Origin of the sequence: Desulfatibacillum aliphaticivorans DSM 15576 (assembly GCF_000429905.1) — a bacterium.
Lineage (GTDB): Bacteria > Desulfobacterota > Desulfobacteria > Desulfobacterales > Desulfatibacillaceae > Desulfatibacillum > Desulfatibacillum aliphaticivorans.
Window position 1 is genome coordinate 24407 of record NZ_KE386983.1, and the last position, 18481, is coordinate 42887.

The 18481-nt window shown below is 55.1% G+C and carries 15 protein-coding genes; 7 read left to right on the forward strand and 8 right to left on the reverse strand.

The window, feature by feature from the left end; all coding sequences use genetic code 11:
• Nucleotides 1-12: 12 nt before the first annotated feature.
• On the reverse strand, nt 13-825 hold the full coding sequence (locus G491_RS36205; protein ID WP_211239182.1) for a hypothetical protein: 813 nt from the start codon (nt 823-825) through the stop codon (nt 13-15).
• A gap of 326 nt (nt 826-1151) precedes the next feature.
• Between G491_RS36205 and G491_RS32940 the strand changes: the two genes are divergently transcribed.
• The 7 genes from G491_RS32940 to G491_RS0127820 all read left to right on the forward strand — a co-directional run bounded on the left by G491_RS32940 (nt 1152) and on the right by G491_RS0127820 (nt 7714).
• Complete coding sequence (locus tag G491_RS32940; protein ID WP_035220542.1) at nt 1152-1568, forward strand: NFACT RNA binding domain-containing protein; 417 nt, start codon at nt 1152-1154, stop codon at nt 1566-1568.
• A 36-nt stretch (nt 1569-1604) separates the two neighbouring features.
• Entirely contained in the window at nt 1605-2270 is a 666-nt protein-coding gene (locus tag G491_RS0127790) for a peptidylprolyl isomerase (RefSeq protein ID WP_136360721.1), read from the forward strand.
• A 47-nt stretch (nt 2271-2317) separates the two neighbouring features.
• A complete protein-coding gene (locus G491_RS34795; RefSeq protein ID WP_169829537.1) occupies nt 2318-2983 on the forward strand; it encodes a DUF2062 domain-containing protein in 666 nt (221 codons plus the stop codon).
• Nucleotides 2984-3125: 142 nt separating this feature from the next.
• Nucleotides 3126-3890: a ParA family protein gene (locus G491_RS0127800; protein ID WP_015949844.1), complete on the forward strand. Its 765-nt coding sequence runs from the start codon at nt 3126-3128 to the stop codon at nt 3888-3890.
• The gene (locus G491_RS0127805) at nt 3887-4399 is read left to right on the forward strand and encodes a hypothetical protein (RefSeq protein ID WP_028316860.1); all 513 of its coding nucleotides are present in this window, start codon (nt 3887-3889) and stop codon (nt 4397-4399) included. The genes G491_RS0127800 and G491_RS0127805 overlap by 4 nt, the downstream gene beginning before the upstream one ends.
• 356 nt (nt 4400-4755) lie before the next feature.
• On the forward strand, nt 4756-5421 hold the full coding sequence (locus G491_RS32950) for a hypothetical protein (RefSeq protein ID WP_051327573.1): 666 nt from the start codon (nt 4756-4758) through the stop codon (nt 5419-5421).
• Between the two features lie 595 nt (nt 5422-6016).
• Complete coding sequence (locus G491_RS0127820; RefSeq protein WP_028316862.1) at nt 6017-7714, forward strand: L-lactate permease; 1698 nt, start codon at nt 6017-6019, stop codon at nt 7712-7714.
• A gap of 273 nt (nt 7715-7987) precedes the next feature.
• On the opposite strand, the gene G491_RS0127825 is transcribed toward G491_RS0127820, so the two are convergent.
• The 7 genes from G491_RS0127825 to G491_RS34800 all read right to left on the reverse strand — a co-directional run bounded on the left by G491_RS0127825 (nt 7988) and on the right by G491_RS34800 (nt 18467).
• Complete coding sequence (locus G491_RS0127825; RefSeq protein ID WP_028316863.1) at nt 7988-8686, reverse strand: DUF4386 domain-containing protein; 699 nt, start codon at nt 8684-8686, stop codon at nt 7988-7990.
• A 254-nt stretch (nt 8687-8940) separates the two neighbouring features.
• Nucleotides 8941-10530 carry a B12-binding domain-containing radical SAM protein gene (locus tag G491_RS32955; protein ID WP_169829538.1) on the reverse strand — a complete coding sequence of 530 codons (1590 nt, stop codon included), beginning with the start codon at nt 10528-10530 and terminating at the stop codon, nt 8941-8943.
• A 114-nt stretch (nt 10531-10644) separates the two neighbouring features.
• Complete coding sequence (locus G491_RS0127835) at nt 10645-11574, reverse strand: tetratricopeptide repeat protein (protein ID WP_169829539.1); 930 nt, start codon at nt 11572-11574, stop codon at nt 10645-10647.
• A 20-nt stretch (nt 11575-11594) separates the two neighbouring features.
• The gene (gene gspE, locus G491_RS0127840; protein ID WP_015949851.1) at nt 11595-13331 is read right to left on the reverse strand and encodes a type II secretion system ATPase GspE; all 1737 of its coding nucleotides are present in this window, start codon (nt 13329-13331) and stop codon (nt 11595-11597) included.
• A complete protein-coding gene (gene gspD / locus G491_RS0127845; protein WP_028316865.1) occupies nt 13331-15481 on the reverse strand; it encodes a type II secretion system secretin GspD in 2151 nt (716 codons plus the stop codon). The genes gspE and gspD overlap by 1 nt, the downstream gene beginning before the upstream one ends.
• Nucleotides 15474-16616, reverse strand: a complete 1143-nt coding sequence (locus tag G491_RS0127850; RefSeq protein WP_028316866.1) for a tetratricopeptide repeat protein — start codon at nt 16614-16616, stop codon at nt 15474-15476. The genes gspD and G491_RS0127850 overlap by 8 nt, the downstream gene beginning before the upstream one ends.
• Complete coding sequence (locus G491_RS34800) at nt 16617-18467, reverse strand: ExeA family protein (protein WP_051327575.1); 1851 nt, start codon at nt 18465-18467, stop codon at nt 16617-16619. It abuts the gene before it with no gap.
• Between the last annotated feature and the right edge of the window lie 14 nt (nt 18468-18481).

Here is an 18481-nt window from a genome sequence, read left to right on the forward strand (position 1 = left end):
GTTGTCTGCGCACTATTTGGAGGCCAGGGCCGTCACTTTAGAGGTCAGAGATTTCACTTTTCCGGGTATGGGAAGCCTTGCGGCGATTTTTTTGCCGTTTTCAGCCATAACGCCGAAGGTCTCCAAAGCGACCATCCCCATATCTTCAACTAGATCGGTCCCGGTTTCAAGGGTTTTTTTGCCGGACTCCAGAGCTTTCTTGACGTATTTTTCGTTGTACTCAAGCGCGGTAAGGGTCGCCGTGTCCGCCGCGGTCTTCACTTTGCCCTGAATTTTAGCCTTGCGTTCGTTGACCAGGGCCTTGCCAAGGTCCACGTAAGCGGAGGCGGTCGTTACAGCGTTCTTGGACATTTCCTCGACAAAATCCACGCCCGTGGTCACAGCAGCCAGGATCTTGTCGTTGTATCCGGAAACCGGAGCAGGCAGGCTGTCCGTAACCTTTTTGGCGGTGTTGATGACATAAATCGCCTTGGGGTTCTTTTCCGGCGCTTTGGGCGCCGCTTTCTTTGCAGCAGTCGCTTTGGGTGCGGCGGCTTTCTTGGCCGGAGCTTTTTTCGCCGTGGTCTTTGCCGCAGTTTTCTTGGCGGCCGCTTTGGGCGCCGCTTTTTTGGCCGGAGCCTTCTTGGCGGCGGTCTTTTTAGCAGCGGTTTTTTGGGCCGGGGCTTTTTTCGCCGCAGCCTTTTTGGGGGCGGCCTTGGCTTTTATTTCCTTTGCCTCCTCAGCTTTTGCTTCCACTTTTTCAGCCGCCGCCGCAGGCGCTTCTTTGGCGGTTTCGGTTTTTTCCTCCACAGCCGCTTCAGGCGTTTTGCCGTCTACTTCACTCATTGTTCTTCTCCTCTTCACATTGCGATGTTAAAAGATGTAAAAAAAGTTGAAACCTTAAAAAATAAATCCCGGAGATAATTCCCAGGGCCATGCATACTCAGTATGTCAACTACAATATGACGCAGCGCGTCAATTTGTCAAGGCTTTTTTTTCACAACAAAAAATCCATGCTGTTCAAACACGATTCAAACACTGCCATGAAAGGCGGGAGTCTTTTTACCTATACCCGATAGGGCTTTATCTTGACGGAAAAGAATGATAGTCTTAACGGAGAAAAATTGAGGGGTAAGGCGGGGTTAATCTAATTTTTACAAAGCAGGATCAAAATGGTTTCCCGAACCGGCAAAAAGCGTGATAAAGATAGTTTTTCTCCTCCTGAGCCTCGGGTTTTCAGGTACGAACTTCCCGGGGGCTGGGAGGTGCTTGCCGGCAAAACCGATGAGGACAACGACCTTTTGAGCCTCAAGACGGCCAGGCCCAACGACTGGTGGTTTCACGTGCGCGGCATGCCGGGCAGCCACGTGGTTTTACGGGCCAGGGATGGGGAGCAGCCGGACTCTCAGGTTAAAAAGCAGGCTGCGGCCATTGCCGCGTATCACAGCAAGGCCCGGAACGGCGGAATCGTTCCGGTGTCGTGCACCCAGGCGTGCAACGTGACCAAGCCCCGGGGCGCCAAGCCCGGGACCGTGCATATAAAAAAAGAAGTGGTCTATAAAGTCCGGCCCTCAAGCGGAGAGGAGTAACGCCGGATGATTCAAGATAATTTTTGCGGAGGCGCTATGAAGGCAATCAGGGTTCTTTGCGTGGTGTTGGCTGTTTTATTGAGTCTGGGGGCGTGCACCCCCAAAGAGGAAAAAGCCGGAGAAGCGGCGAAAGCGGATGCGGCAGTCAAATCGGAGGAGGCCGCCCCGGCCCAAGCGGCGGCAACGGGGCCTTCGCCCGAAGTCCTGATAAAAACCTCCATGGGCGAATTCGTTGTTGAGTTGAGGCCCGACCTGACCCCCGTGACCGTGGAGAACTTTCTCAGCTACGTGGATGAAGGCTTTTACGATGGAAAAATTTTTCATCGGGTGATTGACGGCTTTATGATCCAGGGCGGCGGATTCGACGCGGACATGAAACAGGATGCAACGCACGACCCCATAGTCAATGAGGCGCCCAAGGGTCTGGAAAACCTGGCGGGGACCATCGCCATGGCCCGAACCGGTGAGATCGACAGCGCCACGGCCCAGTTTTTCATCAACGTAAAGGACAATTATTTCCTGAATCATGTGCCCGGCAATCAAAAGAAGTTCGGTTATGTCGCGTTTGGCAGGGTAGTTCAAGGAATGGACGTGGTCTACCGAATAGCCAAGGTGGAGACCGGAGTCAAAGGATATTACAGAGACGTGCCCAAGACTCCCGTAATCATTGAAAGCGTCACGCGGGTCGGCGCAGCCGAATAAATCATATTGCAGTTTTTGTTTTGTCCATGTTCGGGACCAATTTCGACATGACTGAATCCACCACACAAAGCCCTGAAAAAAAGTGCTCCGCCCCGGCGGGGCGCGATCCGTCCGCTCCGGAAGACTTCTCCTCCGGAGAAGACGACTGCGGTCTTAGCGACCACGATATTGAGCAGGATTTTTACAAGCATTATCTGCCGGAGTCTGCAGGCCTGAAAGGCTTTCTTAAGCGGGCCTTTCATCGTTTTCTCGCCATTCGGGGAACCCCTCGGGAATTGGCCCTTGGCCTGGCTTTGGGCGTTTTTGTGGGGATGAGCCCATATATGGGCGTGCATACGGCTGTGGCCGTATTGTTTGCGGCCATTTTTAAATGGAGCAAGATTTCCGCCGCCGTGGGCGTGCAGATTTCCAACTTCGCCACCGCGCCGTTCGTCTATTGGTTCACCTATCACGTGGGCAAGTTTTTTTATACGGCCCGGGTGCCCTTCCAGCCTCCCTCGGAATTCAGCTTCAACGGCCTCATGGAAATGCTGAAACAGACCCCGGAAATGCTATGGATTCTTACCATCGGAGGGGTGGTCGCAGGAATCCCCCTGGCTTTCATTACGTACTGGATCGCATTTAAAGCCGTGACCAAATACCGGGAGGACATCAAGGAAAAGATTGCAGCGCACAAGCGCAAGCTGTTAAGAAGAGCCAGACGCAAACGATGATCCATGGGTTTGACAAAACTGGTAAATCTGATAAACGACCTGATATTGAATTGCTCGCAGATTGCCGCATTGCGGCTTTCAGGACGCCGGATCGGGCCGGAGCCTTGGCCCGGGACGCAATTGCCGCCCAAAAGGAGGGGACATGCGCAGAGTGGTTTTTAATCAAAAGGGGGGGGTGGGGAAATCCACCATAGCAAGCAATCTGGCCGCCATGGGCGCCAGCAAGGGAAAGCGCACCCTGCTGGTGGACCTGGATCCTCAAGGCAACGCCACCCAGTATCTGCTGGGAAACGGGGACCTGGACTCCCGGGAGACCCTGGCCGAGTTCTTCCAGGACATGCTTCGGATCAGCCTCAGGCGAAAAGGCGCGGAGGCCTATATCCACCATACGCCTTTTGACAACCTGGACGTCTTGCCCGCCCATGGGGAAATGGCGGACCTGAGCTCCAAGCTGGAGGCCCGGTACAAAATTTACAAGCTCAAGGAGGCCCTGGACCAGATACCTTATTACGACGCGGTTTTCATGGACACGCCTCCGGCCCTGAACTTTTTCACCCTGTCGGCCCTGATAGCCGCGGACTCGTGCCTGATTCCATTTGACTGCGACGACTTCTCCCGCCGCGCCTTGTACACCCTCATGGGAAGCGTGCAGGAAATCAGGGAGGATCACAATCCCAAGCTGCGGGTGGAAGGCATAATCGTCAACCAGTTTCAGGCCAGGGCCAAGCTGCCCAACAAAATAGTCAACGAGCTGAAAAGCGAAAACCTGCCGGTGCTGGACGCCTTTTTGTCCCAGTCCATCAAGGTGCGGGAGTCTCACGACAAAGCAACGCCCCTTGTGCACCTGGCGCCTAAACATAAACTGTCCCAGGAATACCTGGCTTTGTACGAGATGCTGAACCCATGACCCAAGAAGTGGACAACAAGCTGGTTCCCGTGCTCACCGAAGCGGTGGGCGTGGTGAAAATGGCCGTATTCAAAAAGCTCAAAGAGCATTTTACCCAAAATTACCCGGATTGGGAGGACGCCTTCGCCAATATGATGGCCGGGGCAATCATCAACGACCTGTTCTGCACCCCCAACCTGGACCCCCAATTCGTGGATTTCGTGCGTACAAATCGCCCGGTGATCGCCCAGTACGTGCGATTTCTGGCGACGCACGAGGACTTTGCCCCCATGCTGCCCCATATCACCGACGCCCTGCGCGTCTCCTTCATGTGCGATCATAACCAGGGGACGGACACCTCCTTTATCCTCACCCGAGCCCTGCAATTGGGAATCCTCATGGAAGAGCGCACCATTCCCCTGCCCAGGCATTTTATCGATTCGGTGAAAATCCTGGGAGACTCCCTGGGCCTGGTCTCCCCGCCCGTCCTGCCGCCTGAGGAAACAGACGAAGAGCCGGAAAAAAACTAGAAAAAGGCGGGAAAAAAACAAACTGCTGCACTGTAGAACTGCAAAAGCGCGGAACTGCATAACTGCTGCCTCCGGCGGCAAACTTTTGGAAAAGTTTGATCAAAACTTTTTAAAATGGCGCTCCGCGCAAAGGCAGAGGGGGTAATTGATCCGTCATTCCCAAGTGCAGTTATCGGGAATCCAGCGTCCTCCGCCCGATATCCAAGAACATCTCCTCCATTGGCGTTCCCCCGTCATCCTCACAAGGCCTTCCAAAATATATTGACATAAAAAAGTCATATGATATCAAAATACATAGGTATCTCTTTCGTTTCTCTCATCCTCACTCAGGTCTAATTATAAAATAATGGAGGCCTATGCGTTTACTCGGCGCCGGATTATTCGTATGCTTTGGGATGATGGGCCTGGTTGTATTTTTAGGAAACTTGGGCTGGCTTGAATCCGGTTCCCCCCTGATTGTTTTCTTCGGTATCAGCGTATTCATGTTTTTGTTAATGGCCGGGTCTTTCATTCTGTTCAACATGGCTGGCGACCGTCCCTCAAATATCCCTTCCGTCGAAGATTATATTCGCGATTTGAAAGAGCAGGGATTATTGCTTATTCAAGACTATTCGGCAACGCGCGCTTTTGAAGTTGAGGAGTGGGAGGATGAAGGCGTCCACTACTACCTTGAATTGACGGACGGCGGCGTCCTTTTTTTAACGGGACAGTATTTGTATGACTATGAACCCACGCTTGACGATTCCGAGATAAATCAACCGAGATATTTTCCATGCACGGAGTTTTCGGTGCTGAGGCATGGAACGGAAGGGTATGTGGTGGATATTGTCTGCAGAGGCGATGTTTTAGAACCGGAAATTGTCGCGCCGCCTTTCGATTTTAAGGATTTTGATAATGATCTTGTCCCCGAAGACGGCCAAATCATTTCGGATGTCTCCTATGACGAGTTGAAGCGCCAAAGGACGGAGCGAAAAACAAAGCAAACCACTTCTTCGTGGTGGGCGAGATTGTTTGGATCATAACCGGCGTCTCGCCAAAACGCTCGTTCCCATGCTTCGCGTGGGAATGTATACATAAATATCTAAATTTAAACACTTTAATAGAACTATCGGCGCGTTTTAAAAACACTGGATCTCCGTTTCCGCCATTGCGTCATGATGACTGCAAAACCGCCCGCAATCATCATGCCTCCATGGCTCCACGGGGATGACGGACAGCGGCGGCTTTTGCATTCCCTTGGTTTTGGATTCAATTTCGCTTTGGCCGTTGAAAAACAAGCGGCCCCACGGCTTGCCTCTGCCATATCAGTTCGTCATCCCCGTAAGGACGATCCATCTTTTTGGGATCGTCCGCAATCGGGAATCCAGCGGCTCTTGCCCTTTGGCCTCCATTCTCCATGTCATTAAAAGAAAAAACTTGATGATTTAGCCTCCCGCCATTGCAGGGATGTCAGCCTTACCAGGGCTTAGCGCCTTCCAAAGTCGCCACGGCATTTTTCATCCCATCTTGGCATTTTGGATTGCCAAACGCCCGCCCGAATACTAAGAAATCAAAAGCAAGCCCAATTCTCCGTTACGTATTCTTCAAGCCATTCATCAAGCCCGGGAGTGAAGCCTTATGTCCATCGGATTTCTCGCAATCGCCGCCTGCGTTCCCATACTCGTCGCCCTGGTTTTGATGGTGTGGATGCACTGGCCCGCGGTCCGCGCCATGCCCATGGCCTGGGCGGTGTGCGCCGTCCTGGCTGTGGCGGTCTGGAAAATGCCCGTGGGATTCGTCCTGGCGGCCACGCTGGGGGGATTCGGCAACACCCTGAACATCCTGATCATCATATTCGGGGCCATCGTGCTTTTGTTTTCGCTGCAGGAAAGCGGCGGTATGGAAACGATAAAGCAAGGCATCGGAGGCCTGTCCGACGACAAACGGGTGCAGATATTGCTCATCGCTTTTTTATTCAGCGCGTTTCTGGAAGGCGCGGCCGGATTCGGAACGCCCGCGGCCATTGCGGCGCCGCTTTTGATCAGCCTGGGATTTCCGGCCCTGGCCGCCGTCATGGCTTGTTTGATTTTGAACTCCTTTCCCGTGACATTCGGCGTGATCGGCGCCGTGGTCTGGTTCGGGCTGAAAAATCTGACGCCCCTTGTCAACAGCGCCGCAGCCCAAGGAATCGCCCCCGCCTCCATCCCGGACGCATGGGCTTTTTTTGGGGTTGTGGGAAAATGGGGCGCGGTCCTTAATACGCTTCCCATATTCATCCTGCCTTTGTTTGTGATTTGCTTTGTCACCCGTTATTTCGGCGCCAATCGCTCCTGGAAGGAGGGGCTGGGGGCCTGGAAAATTTCCCTGTTCGCCTCGGCGTGTTTTGCAGCGGCCTACCTGTTTTTCGCCTTTGTCATGGGCATTGAGTTTCCCAGCCTCATGGGCGGATTGATCGCCCTGGCCATGACCGTGTTCGCGGTAAAGCAGAAATGGCTGCTGCCCGCCAATACCTGGACCTTTGGCCCGAAAGAGCAATGGGAAAAGGATTGGATCGGGTCCATCGACATGAACGGCGGAGGCCAAAACGCCGCCAATATGAGCCAGATGCGGGCCTGGGCGCCCTATATCCTCATTGGGGCGCTGCTCATGCTGACCAGGCTGTCCAGCCTGCCGTTCAAGTCCTGGGTCATGGGCCTGGAAATTAACATCCCGGCCATCATGGGTTACGAATCGGTCAATTTCAGCATGAAGCCTTTTTATTTGCCGGGGATCATGCCTTTTATGCTGACGGCATTGCTCATCGTTCCTATGCACGGGATGTCGTGGAAAAAGGCGGGCGTCGCGTGGTCCAATGCCTTAAAGAGGATCATCGGCCCGGCCCTGGCCTTGATGTTCGCCGTGGCTTTGGTGGAGATATTCAAGCAATCCGCCCATAACGCCCTGGATTACCCTTCCATGCCCCTTTCCATGGCAAAGGGCGCGGCCGCCCTGGCCGGGGGCGCATGGCCGTTGTTCGCCTCGTTTGTGGGGGCTTTGGGAGCGTTTATCACCGGCAGCAACACTGTTTCCAATTTGCTGTTCAGCGAGTTTCAATACGGCCTGGCCGAGCAAATGCACCTGCCCCGGCAGATCATCGTCGCCCTGCAGTTAGTGGGAGGCTCCATGGGGAACATGGTCTGCATCCACAATATAGTGGCGGCCTCCGCCGTGGTGGGCCTGACCGGCGCGGAAGGCGCCATCATCAAACGGAACTCCGTCCCCCTGTTGATCTACGGCCTGTGCACGGGTCTTTTAGGCATGCTGTTCTGCTACGTTCTATTTCCGGGGATTTTTTGAGTTCGCTTGATGTTGGATTACCTCCGTTCAAACGACCGATATTGTTGGGGTTCGCAAGCTCAATCCAACCTGCGACTCTGCAATCGCGACGCAGGTTGGGTAGAGAGCGCATAGACTTTTCCAATTGCTAAGACCTGTTCTCTCTGGAAAAGAAAGTCGAGATTCGGAGAGCTTGTCTCGAAACCCAACAAACAGGCTGCCAAAGAAGATCGTCATCCCCGCAAGGGCGACCCGCGTTTCAGGATCGCCCGCAAGCAGGGACCCAGGGGCCTTCTACATATTGACGAATGAAGACTTTCGCCCCGTCAGCAGCCAAATACAAAATGCAAGCTCCGCGATTAAGGGGATGATGTAGACAGCCTCGATTTGGGAATAAAGCTCAGGAAGTGTAAACCGCACGCTGCTTCCAAACAGATAGACGATTCCGGCGGCGGCAAGACCGTATCCAAGCAGTTTGGGGATGCCTGATTTCAAAACCAGATGCCCCAGAACCAGATTGGAAACGCCGAAGAAAATCAAGCCCAGGTCGTAGCCGTGACTGTGCAATTCCAAAAACAGCATGGTGAGGGCGTTGGTTTGCTCCTGAGGCCGAGGCAACATGGAATAGGGGACGATCTGGACTAAAAAGGCGGCGTAGTAATTGAGCAAATTAAAGGCGAGAATCACAGCCTGAATCAACCGGAAGCCGGCAGCGGCCATGGACAGTTTTTTATGAACAGGTTCAAAGAGGACGTACAAAAAAAGCGCCAGGGCGGCGTCCGCTATGACCATCAGGGCATCGGCCCAAAATCCCATGCGAAACAGGGTTGAGAAGTTAAGGATATTTTCCGCCGTGGCGACGGGATCTCCGGAAACAATCAACTTGGCCCGGATAAAGAATTCGGCGAAAATCCCCAATACAATGATGAGGAGATACAGGAGTCCGGCGAATCGGGCGTAGAATAGCGGCGATGATGTTTTTTTGCCATCCATGAATTCCGGCTCCCGGATGTTGGCAAGAGAAATATGTGTTGGATGAACCTGCGTAAAATCTCTCGGATGTAAATCAGACATCCGCCGGCGGTTGTCGTTGGGTTTCGCAAGCTCAACCCAACCTACGTCTTTTCATGTAAAAATGGTAGGTTGGGTAGAGAGCGTATAGGGTCATCTAATTGCAAAACCTATTCTCGCCAAAAAAGACCGTCGAAATTCACGGAGTATATCTCGAAACCCAACAATCGGACCTGTCAGGCCGCCTGGCCGGGGTTGGGCGTCCATGCCCAGCAGGCGTCGTCGCCGCCGTTTACAATGCGGATATGCCCGTTTTTATAAAAGGGAACCACAATGGACTCCACCATGGCATGATCCCGGCCTGTGCGTCCGGCGATGGCGTCCACCAGGAACGAAAGGGCCTTTTCCGGGATTTTGGCCAGATCCGCCGGGATGACGCCGCACTGTTCCACCAGATCCTCTTCCAGGATTTGGAACGTGCCGCCCACCTTGCGGGTTCCTTCTACGCGCAGATCGTCCTCAGGAGAATTGACGCCTTTTCCGAATCCTTCTTCCAGGCGCTTCCACTCTTCTTCGCATTCCTTTTCAAACCGGCCTACAAAGTCAATGGCGTCCTGAGGGGACACCTGGGAGGTGCGCACCACCGGCCGGTTGGCGTCGTACAGGCTCCAGTCGTCGGTGAGGATTTCCAGGTCGTATTCTTCCAGGTTTTCCAGGACGGTTGTTCCGGGAAAGGGCGCCAGGAAATGGTAGCCGTAAATGGCGTCCAGCTTTTTAGCGAAACGAGCGGAGTCGGCCATGGTTTCGTGGGTTTCGCCGGGAAGCCCGACCATAAAGGAAGCATGGGGCAGGATGCCCACTTCCTTGCAGATCTTCACCGCTTTTTCCGCCTGCGCCAGGGTGATGCCTTTTTTCACGCGTTTCAGCATTTCCTGGTTGCCGGACTCAATGCCGAAGCTCACGCAATCGCAGCCGGTCTCCCGCATGAGGGCGAAGGTCTCCTTGTCCGCGGTGTTGACCCGGGAGAAAGCGCTCCATCCGAATTTCAGGCCCCGATTTTTGATTTCGTTGCAAACCTCACGCACCCGTTTTTTATTGGAGGTGAACAAGTCGTCCGCCACGTTGATGCGTGTGAACCCCAGTTCCAGCAGGGTTTCGATTTCGTCAACCACCTTTTTGACGCTGCGATACCGCACCTTATGCCCCACCATGCGCCTGCCCAGGCAAAAGATGCATTTATTGGGGCATCCCCGGCTGGTGATGATGGATACGGGAAATCCCAAGGCCTTGTACCGGGACAACGGCAGCAAATGCCTGGCCGGCATGGGCAGGGAGTCCAGGTCCTGGATAAAATCCCTATGGCCGGTTTCAACAATTTCACCGTTATGCCTGAGGATCAGGCCGGTCACGTTTTCCAGAGTTTCGCCTTTGGCCAGAAGCGGAGTGATTTCTTCAATGGTCTGCTCGCCTTCTCCAATCACAATGCAGTCCACGGCGGGAAATTTTTCCAAGGTCTCGTGCGCCCAGAACGACACATGAGGGCCGCCCATAATGGTGTACACCGAAGGATCGATCTCCTTGACGTCCGTGATGATTTGCGCGGCCTGGGGAAAGCTCATGGTCACGGAGGTGGAGCCCACCACGTGGGGCTTGAACTCGTCCATGGCTTTTTGAATCTTTTCCTTGTTGTAACCGGACACGACAAAGTCGAAAATCCTGACTTCCGCACCCGCCTGCTCAAAGGCGGCGGCCACATAACACACTCCCAAGGGGGGAGCAGGCGCCTCTTCCAGGGGATAAGGCGGGGCAATTACTGCAACACGCATATAGTTCTCCATTACCTCCTCCATCAAAATACTTGTGGAGAGGATACGTTTATATTGAGGCGCAGACGCCGGGCAAAAAGCCTGTTTGCAGGCGGCGCGGAATTCCACCCTGCTCTAAAACGGAATGGTCAGCGACGCGCCTTGGCCCGTTCCGTCCGGCAAGGCGCCTGCCGAGACCCGAACCTTAACCTGTTCCAGGCTTTTGGTAAAGGCGGCTTTTTGTCTCCTGTTGTATTTGTGCGCGCTGGACGCGGCGCTGTATATATTTCCGGCGTAAAAACCGAAACCCACCACTCCAATGACAGATCCCAGGGCTTCCTGGTCATTGTCGAAACTTTCGTAAGCCGCTATAATCAGGCCTGCATTCAGCAAAAATGCAATGGCTGCGTCCTGATAACGATTCGTATACACATGCCCAAGGCCCGGGACCACGGCCAGCACCCCGGCCGTTCCAGGGCTCTTATACTGCAAGTCGCCGGCTTTGTCGATCTCGGCGACAAGGGCCGGTATCCGGTACTTGTCCCAAACAGACCTGTCCATGCCCTTGAAAACGCCTGCAGCCGCATTAAAGTCCCCTTCCAGAACATACACCCATCCGGCGTCGTAACGGGCTTTTTGCGCCAGTTCGCCAGGCCCTGCGTTTTGGACCACGTCGCTCAGGCAGGTGCGGGCTTCCTCATAATCCTGGATTTTGACGCTGCACTGGCAGATTAAAAGCGAGGCCTCGGCGGCCAGGGGGCTTTGGGGATATTGCGCCGCCATGGATTCCAGGGCTTTTTGGGCTTCCTCGTAATCCTGCCCCAGATAGTAGGACTGGCCTATACGCAAGGCCGCCTGGGGGGCGCGGTCGTCATTCGGGAAAAAGTACAGAAATCGGCGATATTCCGAAACGGCCCGGTAATACTCGCCCTGGCTGAAATTGCTTTCGGCGAAGGCCAGTTGGCTGTCGGCGTCGATGGTAAGAGCCTGGTTGGCCAAGGCAGGGGCGGAGAGGATTGTAAGCAAAACAATCAGGGCCGGGACGAGAAAACATCCCCTTGGCAATCCCTTGTGCGCCGCGCCTATCACTGTTGAGTCACCCGGAAGACTTCTTCGATGGAGGTTATGCCCGCCAGCACCTTGTTGACGCCGTCCTGCCGCAAGGTGATCATGCCGTTTTCAATCGCCTTGGCCTTGATGGTGTTAGCGTCCGAGGCGGTAAGAAGCAGGGACTTAATGTCGCGGTCCATGGGCATGATCTCAAAGATGCCTTTCCGGCCATGGTACCCGGTTTGCAGGCATTCGGGGCAGCCCACAGGCTTGTATATCTGGCCTTTAGCCAGATCCTCCGGCGTCATCTTAAGAAAAGCCATGGAGGCCTCGTCCGGCGTGTGGGGCTCCTTGCAATGGGGGCAAAGCACCCGCACCAGGCGCTGGGCCATGACCGCCAGAACCGATGACGAAATGAGAAAAGGCTCCACGTTCATGTCGATCAAACGGGTGATGGCGCTAGCCGAGTCGTTGGTATGCAGGGTGGAGAAAACCAAGTGGCCGGTCAGGGAGGACTGCACGGCGATTTCTGCGGTTTCCATATCGCGGATTTCTCCGATCAGAATAACGTCCGGATCCTGGCGCACGACGGAGCGAAGCCCGCGGGCGAAGGTCAGGTCGATTTTTGGATTGACCTGAATCTGGCCGATGCCCGAAATCTGGTATTCCACCGGGTCCTCAATGGTGATGATATTGATGTCCTCGGTATTGATGGTGGAAAGGACCGCGTACAGGCTGGTGGTTTTGCCGCTGCCCGTGGGGCCCGTGACCAATATGATTCCGTAGGGCTGGTGGATCAGGCCGTGGATGGTTTTCAACTGTTCGCCGGTGAAGCCGATGTCCGTCAGTTTGAGTATGGTTGTGGATTTGTCCAGCAAACGCAAGACGATGCGCTCCCCGAATGTGGTGGGGATGGTGGACACGCGGATGTCCACGTTGCGGTCGCCGATGCGGATTTCGATCCTGCCGTCCTGGGGCAGCCGCTTTTCGGCGATATTCAGCTTGGCCATGACCTTGATGCGGGAAACCAATGCCGATTGAATGCGCTTGGGCGGCTTGATGAGATCGTACAGCACGCCGTCCACGCGATACCGCACCTTGAGCATAGTCTGATAGGGCTCGATATGGATATCGCTGGCCCGGGCCTTGACCGCCTGGGACAGGATGTGGTTCACCAGTTTGATGATGGGCGCGTCGCTGGTTTCCTCCAGAAGGTCGGCGGTTTTTTCGATCTCCGAAATAATGGAGTCCGCGCCTTCCTCCATGTCCGCAACCAATTGCTCGGCGCTGTCCCGGGCCATGTCGTAGGCCATGTTGATGGCGGAGGTAATGGCGGCGCTGGGCGCCAGGATCGTAGTGACAGGCCCCGCGTTCAACAGGGCAGCCAGGTCGTCCACCGCGTCGAAGCCCGAAGGATCGGCCACGGCCACGTACACCTGCCGCTCCCGTTCCTCGTCCTGATCCGGCTCTTGTTCATCTTCGGATTCCTCGGCCAAAAACAGGGGAACCATTTTATGCTTTTTTAAAAACTGGATGGGCGTTTGCTGGGTATAGTCGGCCGGCCCCGCGTCAATGGGCAGTTCGTTCCACACCTCCAGGCCGTAATATTCACCCACGGCCTGAAGCCAGGCGTTTTCCTGCAACAGGTTCTTTTGGGCCAGGACGTCGCCCAGGGAGACGCCTTTTTCCGCGGAAACCCGCCTTGCGTCTTCCAGATCTTCCGGCGGCAGCCCGTGGTCTCTGATCAGTATTTCATCCAGTGACGGGAGCATTATTCGGGCGTCTCCTCCTCTGCCGGTTCCTGAAATTCGTCAACCTTCTCGGGAGAATTGGGCAGGTAATCCTCTACATTGATAACCTGCTCCGGCTTGCGCTTATACAATTCAATGACGTTTTTCTCCACTTCCTTGATGGATTCGATCTTTTTCTCGGAAATCTCTTTGGCCTCCGTAGGCGTCTGGATAATCCGGGGGGTGAGGAAGACGTACAGATTGGTTTTTTCGCGTTTTTCGGTTTTGCTTCTAAACGCCCAGCCCAGCCAGGGGATGTCGCCCAGGCATGGCACTTTATACGTGCCCCCCTCGGTGCTTTCGTCTATCAGACCGCCGATAACGATGGTGTTTCCGTCCTTGACGATAACCGTGGTGTCCGCCTTGCGTTTGTATGTAGTGGGCTGGGTGGTGGTTCCGGCCGTCTCAATGAGCCGGGTGACTTCCTGAAACACATCCAGCCTGACCAAGCGCTCCTGGCTGATCTGGGGGGTGATTTTCAGGGTGACGCCCACGTCGCGGTATTCATAGCTTGTGTAGTCCACGCTGGAGCTGGATGTGTCCTGACGGGTGACGTAAGGCACGTTTTTGCCTACGTAAATTTCGGATTCTTCGTTGTTTGTGGCCAGAATATGGGGCGCGGACAGAATGTGGACGTCCGAGTCATTTTTATAGGCCCGCATGACGGCGCCCAGGGTGGGGAAGTAAATATCGCCGATTTTGATGTTCTCGCCGATCACGCCCATGGAAAAAGCCGTAGGAAAGCCAGCCACCCCGGAAGCGATTTCCGCCGTGGTGGGAAAGAGCGTATAGGCGCCTTCGCTGCCCGCACCGCCCGATCCGGCCCAGCCCACCGCCTGATCGCCGTTGACCTCAAAGTTGTCGCCTACCCGCCATTCCACGCCCAGTTCAAAGGCCTTGTCCGTGGAGACTTCCATGATCAACGCTTCAATATAAACCATGGACCTGGGAATATCCAGCTTTTCGATCACGTCCCTAAGGACCTTAAAGTCCTCCTTGTCCGCCACGATGATAATGCTGTTTGTGGCCTTATCCGCGGAAATCTGCACATCCTTGGAAACCACCGGCGCTTCGGCTTTGTTCTTGGTGTCGGTCTGCTTGCCGGGCAGGGCCTGGAGCACCTTCACCACCTCTTCGGCCGTGGCGTTTTGCAAGTAAACCACCTGGATTTTGCCTTCGCCCGTGGGCTGCTCTTTATCGAGCAATTCAACAAAGGAGAGGATGGCTTCCGTGTCGTCTTTGGAGGCCAGGATAATCAGGCTGTTGGTGCGTTCGTCAGCCACGATTTTAACCACGTCCCCGGTGGCGGCCACGGTCTGTGCGTTCTTGGACTTGGTATTGACCCGCGGCCGGGAGGAAGTGTTGCCTTTGCTTTCAAACAATGTAGTGGCCAGCTTGGCCATTTCGGCTGCTCCGGCATGCGTCAAGGGGACGACCGTCAACTCCTCGCCCACGCCGTGGACGTCAATGGCCTTAAGAATTTTTACAAGACGCTGGATGTTGGATTCCACGTCCGTGACAATCAGGGTGTTGGTGGGGCTGTACGCCACCAGCAGGCTGCCCTTGGAAACCATGGGCTGAAACAGCTTGACTACGTCCTCCACCTGGGCGAAGTCCATGGAAATCAATTGGGTGACCACTTTGTCGGTCTCGGAAATTCTATGGTCAAAAAGCCGGGTTTCCGGGTTTTTTGTCTTGGCGTCCGGCGCAGGAACGACCTTGGTGAGAGAGCCCACCTTAACCGTGGCGTATCCGTAAACTTCCAGCACGGACAGGAACACCTGATAGGCTTCATCGGGCGTGACTTTTTTGGGCGACATGATGGTGATTTTCCCCCGAACCTTGCTGTCCAGGACAAAATTCTTCCCAGTCACTTCGCTGATGTATTTTACGAATTCCGCAATCTCGGCATCCTCGAAATCAATCTGGATCAGGCCTTCATCCTCCTGATCCACGCCGGAATCGGAGGGCTCCAGGATTTCTTCCACGCCATTGGAAGAGTCTGCACCCGTCACCCGGGCGGCCTGGACGTTCGTCCCCAACAGGATCGCAACTGCGAGGAGCGCCAGCATAAAGCGCAGGGATTTCGCCATGTGAGTCATCATTCGCCTCATGTGAGTTGCCTTAATCATTCATTACCTCTTTAAACTCGTCCATATCCTTGAGGACAGCCAGGTCTTGATCTTCTTCGGCCCAGTCCAGGACAGCCTTATCCATGTTCGCAGCCATTTTCAAATACTTGATGGCCTCTTGCAGGGCGCCCTCACGGGCGTACAGACACGCCAGGTTGTAGCAGGGGTCCACATAGGCCGAATCGGCGGTCATCGCCTGGATGAAGCCGTCTTTGGCTTCCTCCATTCGGCCGTTTTCCATGTCTATGACAGCCCTGTTATTCAAGCTGGGGGCATAGGTGGGATCTTCTATCAAACTTCTGGTGTAATAAGCCCGCGCTTCGTCCATCCTTCCCAGCATTTGGCTGTCCAGGCCCTTGGAATACCAGCGGGAAGCCACAATGGCAGGAGGATCTTCATTAACTTCAGGCTCCATAGGGGCGCTCGGCTCCACGGGCTCTTCCCGCAAGTTATCTTCTTGAAAACTTCCCCTCCTGCGGGGAAGGTTTTTAAACTCCATCTTGTCGAAACCCGGTAAGGAGGCAAACCGCTCATTCTCCTTGGCCATAGTCCAGGCGTTCTCGCGCCGATATCTGGGTCGGCGTCCTTCCTCCATACCCTCCGGCCTGCGCCGTTTGGGTGCAAAGGGCTCCTGGTTTTCCGACCATAGAGTCTGAGATTCCACCAGCGCCCTGGCTCTGGCTTCGGTTTCCTTGGCCGCTTCCGTTTTCGGCTGCTCTTCCGCCCTGGCTACCAATTGTCCTCTGGCCGGCCTTTGGTTTCCTGAATAGGGGCGTCCGTTTCGGTCCAGAATATTAGCAGGCGCCTCCTCCTGCTCCTCCAGTTCAAACTGTTTTTCCTGCTCCTGCAAAAATTCGTCTTCAATTTTTTCTTCCGGAGCCTTGACTTCCTGCTTCACCGGGGGCGTCGCATCAGCCTGCATCTTGCCGGAATCCGGTCCGTGAAGACGGCCGGCGATCAGGAATCCCGAGTATCCGATCAGAAAAATGAGAACAACTCCAATCACGACCCAAATAACGCGTTTGTTTTTGCCCCGGCCCGGCCCTTCGTGGGGCGCGCCGCTTCCGGGAAACGGCCCTTTTCGGGCGTCCTGCTCTTTTTGAGCTTTTTCAAGTGCGCTGTGTATAGTACTCATTTAGTCAGACAGTTCCGGTAAATGTTGTGCAAGCTGATACATCAGGCCAATGGTGGTGGGACCAGCCACCCCGTCAGCCCGAATGCCAAAATCCGTTTGAAAACTTTTGATCGCTTTGGATGTCCTGGGGCCGTAAACTCCGTCCTTGCTCAGGCTGTATCCTCCGTGAATCAGCACGTCCTGTATCCAGTTGACCAGGGGGCCTTTGTCGCCCAGGCCGATCCGATTTATCCATAATTTTTCCGGAATCAGCCAGACAAGGCCGCCGGAAAAACGCTTTTCAAAATCATCCAGGGAAACCTCCACCAGGTTCCCGGCCGCGTCCGAAACCACAAAGCCGTCGGAGAAAGAACCCACCACCACGGCGTGCCCGCCCTGGGAGTCTTGCAAGCCTTTTAGGCTGGCGCGGAAAGGCCTTTGGAAAAATTTGACGACCTCGGCCCGAGCTCGAAAAGAGACAATTCCCGCCTGCTCATCCCCGTAAAGGGCCTTGATCCTGGGGTTGGACTCATACAGGCTGAACAATTTCGCCAGGCTGGTTTCCGTATCCAAAGCCCAGGCGCCGACTGTCCGGACGGGTTCTGACGCTGGGGGGGGGGCTTTTTTCACTTCCGGTACAGGCTGAACTGCAGGAGCTTCAGGCGTCTTGGCCGCCGGCGTTTCCTCGGCGGGCGGGGCGGCTTCCGCATTTTCATTCGGCTCAGCAACAGGCTCCAAGGCTTCGACCATGTCCATGGGCTCCGGTTCAGCCGGGCTCTCCACATCAGGCGCGGCCGGGACCTCCGGAGGGGCGGCGGCTTCGGGAGCGGCAGCCTGGGGCGCTTTCGGCGTCTGAGGCGCCGGGGCCTCCAGTGCTTTGGGCGCCTCCACGGTTGGGGGCGCGGGGGCTGCAACCTGGGTTTGAGCCTCTAACTTATCTTCGTTTGCAGCGCCCTGGCCTTGCCAGAATCCGTAAGCGACTCCCAGTGCGGCGGCGGCCGCAAAAACAGCCATGAGCGACACGTATGCCCAGGAAGCCTTTTTTTCCGGCATGGCAGCGGGAGTATGCCCCGTGACTTCCTTTGCCGCTTGCAAAATAAGGTCTTTGTCAATCTGCTTTAAATTGCGCGAGTACGCAGCCAGCAAGGATCGGTCGCACACCGCGTTGATTCTGCGGGGAATGCCCCGGCACGAAGCGTATAAGGCCTTATACGCGCCGTTGGTGAACGGAATGCGGCCTTTGCAGCCGGCCACCATCATGCGATGCTGGATGTAGGCTTTTACATCCTCAAAATCCAGGGCGTCCAGGCTGTAGCGAACCACGATGCGCTCATTTAGCTGGCGCATTTCGTTCATGCCCAGCACATGCACCAACTCCTCCTGGCCCACCAGCACGATTTGCAGGAGTTTTTCCTTATCCGTTTCCAGGTTGGAAAGAATGCGCACCTGCTCCAGGACGTCCCGGGAGAGGTTTTGCGCTTCGTCCAAAAGCAAAACCACGTTTCGCCCGGAGGAGAAGCTATCCAGCAAAAAAGCATTGATGGCGTCCAGGTGTCCCTTTTTTCCCTGGGATTCAGGCGCGTCGATGCCGAACTCGTCGCAAATGGTGGGCAGCAGGTCATCCGCCGTTAAAAACGGATTGATGACAAGCGCCGTTTTGACGTTCTGGTCCAAATCCGACAGCAGCGACCTCAGCAGGGTGGTTTTGCCCGTGCCCACGCCGCCGGTGATCATCACAAACCCCTTGCGTTGGGTGATGCCGTACACAAGGTGATCCATGGCCTCCTGATGCCCCCGGCTTAAATACAAATAGCGGGGATCGGGCGTGGTGTGAAACGGATTTTCTTTAAGGCCGAAATGTTCGTAGTACATGGACCTTGCCGCCG

Bases quoted from the DNA above. Each gene is read 5' to 3' on its own strand.
- gspD (WP_028316865.1), bottom strand. From the start codon at position 15,481: ATGATTAAGGCAACTCACATGAGGCGAATGATGACTCACATGGCGAAA.
- gspE (WP_015949851.1), bottom strand. From the start codon at position 13,331: ATGCTCCCGTCACTGGATGAAATACTGATCAGAGACCACGGGCTGCCG.
- G491_RS32940 (WP_035220542.1), top strand. From the start codon at position 1,152: ATGGTTTCCCGAACCGGCAAAAAGCGTGATAAAGATAGTTTTTCTCCT.
- G491_RS32955 (WP_169829538.1), bottom strand. From the start codon at position 10,530: ATGCGTGTTGCAGTAATTGCCCCGCCTTATCCCCTGGAAGAGGCGCCT.
- G491_RS0127790 (WP_136360721.1), top strand. From the start codon at position 1,605: ATGAAGGCAATCAGGGTTCTTTGCGTGGTGTTGGCTGTTTTATTGAGT.
- G491_RS0127825 (WP_028316863.1), bottom strand. From the start codon at position 8,686: ATGGATGGCAAAAAAACATCATCGCCGCTATTCTACGCCCGATTCGCC.
- G491_RS0127800 (WP_015949844.1), top strand. From the start codon at position 3,126: ATGCGCAGAGTGGTTTTTAATCAAAAGGGGGGGGTGGGGAAATCCACC.
- G491_RS0127820 (WP_028316862.1), top strand. From the start codon at position 6,017: ATGTCCATCGGATTTCTCGCAATCGCCGCCTGCGTTCCCATACTCGTC.
- G491_RS34800 (WP_051327575.1), bottom strand. From the start codon at position 18,467: ATGTACTACGAACATTTCGGCCTTAAAGAAAATCCGTTTCACACCACG.
- G491_RS0127850 (WP_028316866.1), bottom strand. From the start codon at position 16,616: ATGAGTACTATACACAGCGCACTTGAAAAAGCTCAAAAAGAGCAGGAC.
- G491_RS32950 (WP_051327573.1), top strand. From the start codon at position 4,756: ATGCGTTTACTCGGCGCCGGATTATTCGTATGCTTTGGGATGATGGGC.
- G491_RS34795 (WP_169829537.1), top strand. From the start codon at position 2,318: ATGACTGAATCCACCACACAAAGCCCTGAAAAAAAGTGCTCCGCCCCG.
- G491_RS0127805 (WP_028316860.1), top strand. From the start codon at position 3,887: ATGACCCAAGAAGTGGACAACAAGCTGGTTCCCGTGCTCACCGAAGCG.
- G491_RS36205 (WP_211239182.1), bottom strand. From the start codon at position 825: ATGAGTGAAGTAGACGGCAAAACGCCTGAAGCGGCTGTGGAGGAAAAA.